This window comes from Salinicola sp. (assembly GCF_982684285.1).
Window position 1 is genome coordinate 6,517 of sequence record NZ_CEXLVS010000116.1, and the last position, 5,882, is coordinate 12,398.

The window sequence follows — 5,882 nt, forward strand, 5'->3', positions numbered from 1 at the left end:
AAGGTCTTCCGCGAGACGGTGATCGAGTTCCTGATGGTCAACCATCCCCACGACTGCCCGGTCTGCGAGGAAGGCGGCCACTGCCATCTGCAGGACATGACGGTGATGACCGGTCACGACCGCCGCCGTTACCGTTTCCGCAAGCGCACCCATCGCAACCAGAACCTGGGGCCGTTCATCGCCCACGAGATGAACCGCTGCATCACCTGCTATCGCTGTACGCGGTTCTACCAGGATTACGCCGGTGGCGAGGACCTGGGTGCCTTCGGCGCCCATGACAACGTCTACTTCGGTCGCGTCACCGACGGCACCCTGGAGAGCGAGTTCTCCGGCAACCTGACCGAGGTCTGCCCGACCGGCGTGTTCACCGACCAGACCCACTCCGATCACTACACTCGCAAGTGGGACCTGCAGTTCGCGCCGAGCGTCTGCCACCAGTGCGCCAGCGGCTGCAACATCAGTCCCGGCGAGCGCTACGGCGACATTCGCCGGATCGAGAATCGCTACAACGGCGACGTCAACGGCTATTTCCTCTGCGACCGCGGCCGGTTCGGCTACGGCTACGTCAACCGCAAGGATCGGCCGACACGTCCCGAATGCCGGGAGGCCGGTGGTGAGGCGCGCACGATGGAAGTCGACGAAGCGCTCGATCTGGCCGCGGATCGCCTGCGTGGCGCCAGGCGGCTCATCGGCATCGGCTCGCCCCGGGCCAGCCTGGAGAGCAACCACCGCCTGCGTCAGCTGGTCGGTGCGGCCAACTTCTCCACCGGTATCGAGGCCGGAGAGCTGGCGCGGATCCGACGGATGCAAGCGCTCAACCGAGAGGCGGGGCTGGCCACGCCGAGCCTGCGCGAGATCGAGCAGTGCGACGCGATCCTGGTGCTCGGCGAAGACCTCATCCAGAGCGCCGCCCGTGTCGCGTTGTCGGTGCGTCAGGCGGTGCGCGGCAAGGGCGCGGAGCTGGGCGCCGAGCGCGGCATCCCCGAATGGAACGCCGAGGCGGTAAAGACCATCGCCCAGGACGCTGGCCATCCGCTCTTCCTGGCCACGCCCGATGTCACCAAGCTCGATGGAATCGCCGCCCACGCCGAGCGTCTCGCCCCCGACGATATCGCCCGGCTCGGTTTCGCCGTGGCCCATGCCCTGGATTCCACCGCGCCGGCCGTCGAAGGCCTCGACGCGGCAACGTCACAGTTGGTCGAGCGCATCGCCGATGCCCTGCTGGCGGCGAAAAAGCCGCTGATCATTGCCGGCGAGTCACTGGGATCGATGGCGATCCTGGAAGCGGCCGGCAACATCGCCCGCGCGCTCGGCCGGCGCCAGCGTTCGGACGCCGGGCTGACCCTCGTTCGTCGCGAGGCCAACAGCGTCGGGCTCGGGTTGCTGGGCGGGGAATCCCTCGACTGGGCGCTGGCGCAACTGGAAACCGGGGACGCCGATGGTGTGGTGATTCTCGAGAACGATCTCTATACCCGGCTGCCGGCGCCACGCGTGGATAGCGCGCTCGGGCGGGCCACGGCGCTCGTCGTGGTCGATCACCAGCGCACGCCGACCTGGGGGCGAGCCGACATCGGCTTGCCGGCGGGCACGTTCGCCGAGAGCGACGGCACCCTGGTCAGCCTCGAAGGCCGCGCGCAGCGCTTCTATCAGGTGTTCGATCCCAGCTACATGCGTCCCGATACTCGCATTCGCGAAAGCTGGCGCTGGCTGCATGCGCTCCACGCCACGCTGGAGCGCCAGCCGGTGGAGACCATCCTGCTCGACGACTTGACCCAGGCCGTCGCCGAGGATGCGCCCGCCCTGGCCCCGCTGCACCAGAACACGCCGGAGGCGATGTTCCGCATCCACGGCCTGAAACTGGCCCGCGAGCCCCACCGCTACAGCGGCCGTACCGCCATGCGCGCCAATCTCGACGTCAACGAGCCGCGGGCGCCGATGGACCTCGACACGCCGTTCGCCTTCTCGATGGAAGGTTATTCCGGCTATCGGGAGCCGCGCCGGGAGGTCGCCTTCGCCTGGGCGCCGGGCTGGAACTCCCCGCAGGCCTGGAACAAGTTCCAGGACGAGGTCGGTGGCCATCTGCGCGCCGGAGATCCGGGCAAGCGGCTGTTCACGGCCGCCGCCGCCGGTGGCGACTACTGCACCGACATCCCAGTCGCCTTCAAGCCGCGCGAGGGCGAATGGCAGGTGCTCGACCTGCCCCAGCTGTTCGGCGGCGACGACATGTCGCGCCGGGCCGAACCGATTCGCGAGCGCATGGCGCCGCCGCAGGTCGCGCTAAACCAGACCGACGCCGCGGGGCTGGGTATCGGCGCCGGCGATGCGGTCTCGATCGCTGTCGATGGCACTCGCTTCAGGCTGCCGGCGAGACTCAGCGCCGGTCTGCCGCCAGGTGTCGTTGGCCTGCCCGCTGGTTCGATCCAGGAAGTCACCGGAGGATTGACGCCAGGTGCCGTGCGCTGGGGAGCGGTCGCGAAAGCGGAGCACGATGGCCAGGCGCCGGCCGGGGAGGCGCGCCCATGAACTGGTGGACGCCGCAAGTCGAGGCGACGTTGATCGCCATGGTTCAGGCCGTGGTCATTCTGCTGGTCGTGGTCGTTTCCGGGGCGCTGTTGAGCATGATCGAACGGCGCCTGCTGGCGCTGTGGCAGGACCGCTACGGCCCCAACCGGGTCGGTCCGTTCGGGCTTCTGCAGATCGCGGCGGACATGCTCAAGATCTTCTTCAAGGAGGACTGGATCCCGCCGTTCGCCGACCGGACCTTCTTCGTGCTGGCGCCGGCGATCGCCATGGCCTCGCTGCTGCTGTCGTTCATGGTGATCCCGATCACGCCCGGCTGGGGGGTGGCGGATCTCAACATCGGCATCCTGTTCTTCTTCGCCATGGCCGGCATCAACGTCTACGCGGTGCTGTTCGCCGGTTGGGCCAGCAGCAACAAGTACGCGCTGCTCGGCGCCCTGCGCGCCTCCGCCCAGACGCTCTCCTACGAGGTCTTCATGGGCCTGGCGGTGATGGGCATCGTCGCCATGACCGGCTCGTTCAACATGCGCGACATCGTCAATGCGCAGGAGAACGTCTGGTTCATCGTGCCGCAGTTCTTCGGCTTCTGCACCTTCGTCATCGCCGGGATCGCGGTGACCCACCGCCATCCGTTCGATCAGCCCGAGGCCGAGCAGGAGCTGGCCGACGGCTACCACATCGAATATTCCGGGATGAAATGGGGCATGTTCTTCGTCGGCGAGTACATCGGCATCGTGCTGATCTCGGCGCTGCTGGTGACGCTGTTCTTCGGCGGCTGGCACGGGCCGCTGCTGCCGCCGATCGTCTGGTTCCTGCTCAAGACGGTGTTCTTCGTCATCCTGTTCGTGCTGCTGCGCGCGGCGTTGCCGCGGCCGCGCTACGACAAGGTGATGAGCTTCGGCTGGAAGGTGTGTCTGCCGCTGACACTCGTCAATCTATTGATCACCGGGGCGATGATTCTGCTCATCGACCCGGGCGTGTAAGGGAGAGCGACCATGCTGAGTCAGATCCGGAAGATCGTGTCCGGCACCGGCACGCAACTGCGCACGCTGTGGATGGTGTTTTCGCACGCCTGGCGCAAGCGCGAGACGCTGCAGTACCCGGAAGAGCAGGTCTACCTGCCGCCGCGCTATCGTGGCCGCATCGTGCTGACCCGCGATCCGGACGGCGAGGAGCGCTGCGTGGCCTGCAACCTGTGCGCCGTGGCCTGTCCGGTGGCGTGCATCTCGTTGCAGAAGGGGGAGAAGGAGGATGGCCGCTGGTATCCGGAGTTCTTCCGCATCAATTTCTCGCGCTGCATCTTCTGTGGCATGTGCGAGGAGGCGTGCCCGACCTCGGCGATCCAGCTGACCCCGGATTTCGAGATGAGCGAGTTCCGGCGCCAGGAGCTCGTCTACGAGAAGCAGGACCTGCTGATCGATGGCCCGGGCAAGGATCACAACACCAACTTCTATCGCGTGGCCGGCCTGTCGATTGCCGGCAAGGACAAGGGCGAGGCGCAGAACGAGGCCGAGCCTATCGACGTCAAGTCGCTGATGCCGTGAGTGGTATACGTCAGCCGGTATCGTCGAGAGGCGGTAGCGGCCGGGAGCCGTTTGCTGGGGGAGAGAGAGAAGCATGCAAATCGCGTTTTACTTGAGTGGCCTGGTCGCGATTCTCGCCACCCTTCGCGTGGTGACCGGCACCCATCCGGTCCACGCGCTGCTCTATCTGATCGTGTCGCTGATCGCGGTGGCGATGGTGTTCTTCGCGCTGGGGGCGCCGTTCGCCGGGGCCCTGGAGATCATCGTCTATGCCGGCGCGATCATGGTGCTGTTCGTGTTCGTGGTGATGATGCTCAATCTCGGCGAGTCGGCGGTGGAGCAGGAGCGAGCCTGGCTCCAGCCCAGGGCGTGGGTGGGCCCGGCGATACTGACGGCGGTGCTGTTGATCGTGATGGTGGTGACCCTGGCCAGTGGCGACTACGACGGCAGTATCAGCGGCGAGACGTTGACGGCCAAGATGGTGGGCATGTCGCTGTTCGGGCCCTATCTGGTCATCGTCGAACTGGCGGCGATGCTGCTGCTGGCGGCGCTGGTGGCGGCGTCTCACCTGGGTCGCAGTGAAGCGCACGATGAAGCCGATCTCGCCCGCGAGCGCCAGCGCGAGCTGAACGAACAGGCTTCCGCCGCAGCGCCACGCGAGACATCGATCCACACCCGCGAGGAGAGTCGCGATACGCAGGAGGGCAAGGCATGACGGGCATTCCGGTGGAGCATGGCCTGTGGCTGGCGGCGATCCTGTTCGTGCTGGGGCTGGCGGGGCTGATGACGCGGCGCAACATGCTGTTCGTGTTGATGAGTCTGGAGATCATGATGAACGCCGCCGGGCTGGCGTTCATTGTCGGTGGCACCCACTGGCAGCAGGCCGACGGCCAGGTCATGTTCCTGATGATCATCACCCTGGCAGCGGCCGAGGCGAGCGTGGGGCTGGCGCTGCTGATGCAGCTCTACCGTCGCTTCAAGACTCTCGATATCGATGCGGCTAGCAGGTTGCGCGGATGACTACTTTTCACGATGTCTTGCTGACACTCACGTTCGTCTTCCCGTTACTGGGATCGCTGATCCTGGCGCTGTCGTTCGGGCGTCTCTCCGAGCGGGCCAGCGCGACCATCGGTGTCGCCTCCATCGGCCTGGCGGCACTGTGCACGCTCTGGGTCGGCATCGACTTCTACGACCAGGGCAAGTCGGCGCAGACGTTGACCCTGTGGCACTGGATCAGCGTGGGTGATTTCCAGCCCACCGTGGGGCTGATGCTGGATGGGTTGTCGCTGACCCTGCTCGGCGTGATCACCGGGGTCGGTTTCTTCATCCACCTGTTCGCGGCCTGGTACATGCGTGGCGAGGATGGCGTGACCCGCTTCTTCTGCCACATGAACCTGTTCGTGTTCAGCATGATCCTGCTGGTGCTGGGGGACAATCTGCTGCTGCTTTACTTCGGCTGGGAAGGGGTGGGGCTCTGCAGCTATCTGCTGATCGGCTACTACTATCGTACGCCGGCCAACGGCTGGGCGGCGTTCAAGGCGTTCGTGATCACCCGTACCGGCGACGTGTTTCTCGCCATCGGCATGTTCCTGCTCTATCTCGAGCTCGGCTCCCTCAACCTGCAGACGCTGCTGGCGCGGGCGCCGGAAGTCTGGACCGAGGGCGGCCTGATGCCGCAGCTCGCGGCGCTGATGCTGCTCGGTGGCGCGGCGGGCAAGTCGGCACAGCTGCCGCTGCACACCTGGCTGGCGGATGCCATGGCGGGCCCGACGCCGGTGTCGGCATTGATCCATGCGGCGACCATGGTGACGGCCGGTATTTTCATGGTGGCGCGTATGT

Annotated in this window: 6 protein-coding genes; all 6 read left to right on the top strand. The window is 66.2% G+C overall.

Features of this window, described 5'->3' with window-relative positions; genetic code table 11:
- The coding region (gene nuoG, locus AC3AYF_RS11605) for an NADH-quinone oxidoreductase subunit NuoG (protein WP_487779753.1) at positions 1–2,523 on the top strand (2,523 nt) is incomplete at its 5' end.
- Positions 2,520–3,503 (top strand): NADH-quinone oxidoreductase subunit NuoH, encoded by a 984-nt coding sequence (gene nuoH / locus AC3AYF_RS11610; protein ID WP_295039456.1) that lies wholly within the window; start codon positions 2,520–2,522, stop codon positions 3,501–3,503. The genes nuoG and nuoH, both read left to right, overlap by 4 nt.
- 12 nt (positions 3,504–3,515) lie before the next feature.
- Positions 3,516–4,064 (top strand): NADH-quinone oxidoreductase subunit NuoI, encoded by a 549-nt coding sequence (gene nuoI / locus AC3AYF_RS11615; RefSeq protein ID WP_110707131.1) that lies wholly within the window; start codon positions 3,516–3,518, stop codon positions 4,062–4,064.
- A 73-nt stretch (positions 4,065–4,137) separates the two neighbouring features.
- Positions 4,138–4,758 (top strand): NADH-quinone oxidoreductase subunit J, encoded by a 621-nt coding sequence (gene nuoJ, locus AC3AYF_RS11620; RefSeq protein ID WP_295039452.1) that lies wholly within the window; start codon positions 4,138–4,140, stop codon positions 4,756–4,758.
- A complete protein-coding gene (gene nuoK, locus AC3AYF_RS11625) occupies positions 4,755–5,063 on the top strand; it encodes an NADH-quinone oxidoreductase subunit NuoK (RefSeq protein ID WP_110597770.1) in 309 nt (102 codons plus the stop codon). The genes nuoJ and nuoK overlap by 4 nt, the downstream gene beginning before the upstream one ends.
- Positions 5,060–5,882: proton-conducting transporter transmembrane domain-containing protein (locus AC3AYF_RS11630; protein ID WP_487779754.1), on the top strand; the 823-nt coding region annotated here is incomplete at its 3' end. The genes nuoK and AC3AYF_RS11630, both read left to right, overlap by 4 nt.